The sequence below is a fragment of the Bacillus sp. P4_D3 genome (assembly GCF_056401855.1).
Window position 1 is genome coordinate 1 of the sequence record NZ_JBFUIN010000539.1, and the last position, 2,142, is coordinate 2,142.

General features: G+C 33.4%; 2 protein-coding genes and 1 pseudogene. All 3 read left to right on the plus strand.

What is annotated here, in order from left to right; all coding sequences use genetic code 11:
• Positions 1-836: flavin monoamine oxidase family protein (locus tag AC1DTM_RS23775; RefSeq protein ID WP_477001039.1), on the plus strand; the 836-nt coding region annotated here is incomplete at its 5' end.
• Positions 837-940: 104 nt separating this feature from the next.
• Positions 941-1,864: a CobW family GTP-binding protein gene (locus AC1DTM_RS23780; RefSeq protein WP_016104543.1), complete on the plus strand. Its 924-nt coding sequence runs from the start codon at positions 941-943 to the stop codon at positions 1,862-1,864.
• A 130-nt stretch (positions 1,865-1,994) separates the two neighbouring features.
• Positions 1,995-2,142, plus strand: a pseudogene (locus AC1DTM_RS23785) (TetR/AcrR family transcriptional regulator); the annotation flags it as partial.

Below are 2,142 nucleotides of genomic sequence, written 5' to 3' on the forward strand. Positions count from 1 at the left end.
ACATGGGAATGTCTTTAATTGAAGTATTACGCGAAATGATCTTTTTCACTTCAACGACGAAATATTATGAGATAACGGGCGGGATGGATAAATTACCAAATTCATTTTTACCAGAACTAAAGGATAATATTTTTATGTCGTATAAAGTAGAAAAAATTATRCAGGAAGATAATAAAGTAATGCTGCAAGTAACCCATGAACAAACGTTAAATTCATTTATAGTAACTGGTGACATCGCTATTGTCACAATTCCATTTTCAGCTTTGCGATTTGTAGAAGTCCAGCCATATCATTTATTCTCTTATCATAAAAGGCGGGCAATTCGTGAATTAAATTATATTGCTTCAACTAAAATTGCGATAGAGTTTAAAAGTAGGTTTTGGGAAAGAGCAGGACAATATGGTGGGAAGTCCATTACAGATTTACCTATCCGCTTTACATATTATCCGAGCTACGGCATTCATACACCAGGGGCAGCGATCGTTTTAGCAAGTTATACTTGGGCAGATGAAGCATTAACATGGGATAGTCTCTCGCATAGAGAACGTATTTGTTATGCGTTGAAAAATTTAGCGCAAATATATGGAAACGTGGTTTATAGTGAGTATGTTGCAGGAGAATCTTTTAGCTGGAGTCAAAATCCGTATTCTTGCGGAGCATTTACAGCTTTTGAACCAGGGCAAGAGCTTGAAGTATTTCCATATATTACGCCGCCAGCTGGCAGGGTGCACTTTGCAGGAGAACATACGACGTTAACACATGGATGGATGCAAGGAGCGATTGAGTCTGGAATTAGAGTTGCTCATGAAGTGAATGAAAATGAAACGATAATCTAGCAGTTTTGTTTACAAATAGTTGTTCTTTTAATAAAATGATAAATATAAATCGTAATTATTACGCTTTGAATACGTTTAGAATAAAGAAATGGATGGTCGATCGAATGAATAAAGTAGAAATTCATATATTAGGTGGTTTTTTAGGTAGCGGAAAATCAACATTGCTGCAAAATTTATTATTAGCAGAAAAGAAGAAAAATCGAAAAGTTGCAGTTTTGATGAATGAAATCGGTGAATACTCGGTAGATACAGATATTATTGGAAAAGAGAATGTGTTAAGGGAACTTCTGAAAGGATGTATTTGTTGTACGTTGAAAGAAGAGCTTGAAATACAATTACATTCTTTATATCAACAAGAAAGACCAGATGTAATTTATATAGAAACAACAGGCGTCGCACATCCAATTGAAGTGTTAGATGCATGTGTATCACCAATTTTAGCTCCTTTCCTTGAAGTGAAATCTATAGTAGTCGTATTAGATGCAGTAAGATGGTTAAACCGAAGTATATTAAGTGCAAATGTACAACAGCTATTACATGAGCAAATGAAATTTGGTAGTCACATTCTTATTAATAAATCAGATTTACTAACAGATGAGGATAAGAAAAAAGTAATTGAAGAAGTAAAAGAAATAAATAATCATGCGAAATTGTTTGAAACAAAGTATTGTAATATATCTTTGAATGATATAGAAGAAGCTGAATTTGTGAGTGATGGAGAACACGAGACACTTCATGTTAAACAACATTTACATATACAAACAATGACGTATCAATTTACGAAATCGATTGATCAAGAGAAATTGTATGAATGGCTTTCGAATTTACCAGATAGTATTTATCGTGTGAAAGGTTTTGTGAAATTCCATGGAGATAAATACCCTCACTTATTCCAATATTCGTTTGGGGTACCAACTTTACTGGAACAAGACTTCGGTTTCCCGACAAACTTGGTGGTAATAGGGGAAGGGTTAGATAAGAAACAATTGGCTGAAGGGTTAGAGAAAGTGGAACTTAGCTCTAATTAAGATTAAAAGACTAACTTAAAGATAAGTTAGTCTTTTTTGTATGTAGAAAAATACTTGGCGGATTTTGTCTAATAAAAATAATTGTAAAATTCAAAAATATATTTATAATCAAATCTAAGAGGTGATTCAGGTGTCAGAAAAAATAATAATGGATGTAAAAAATCTAACAACAAAAGGACTGGAAACGAGAGAGAAATTATTGTGTGCTGCAGAAGAGGTGTTTGGTAGTAAAGGATATTATGAGGCTTCTATCGTGAATATTACGCAAGAAGCAATGG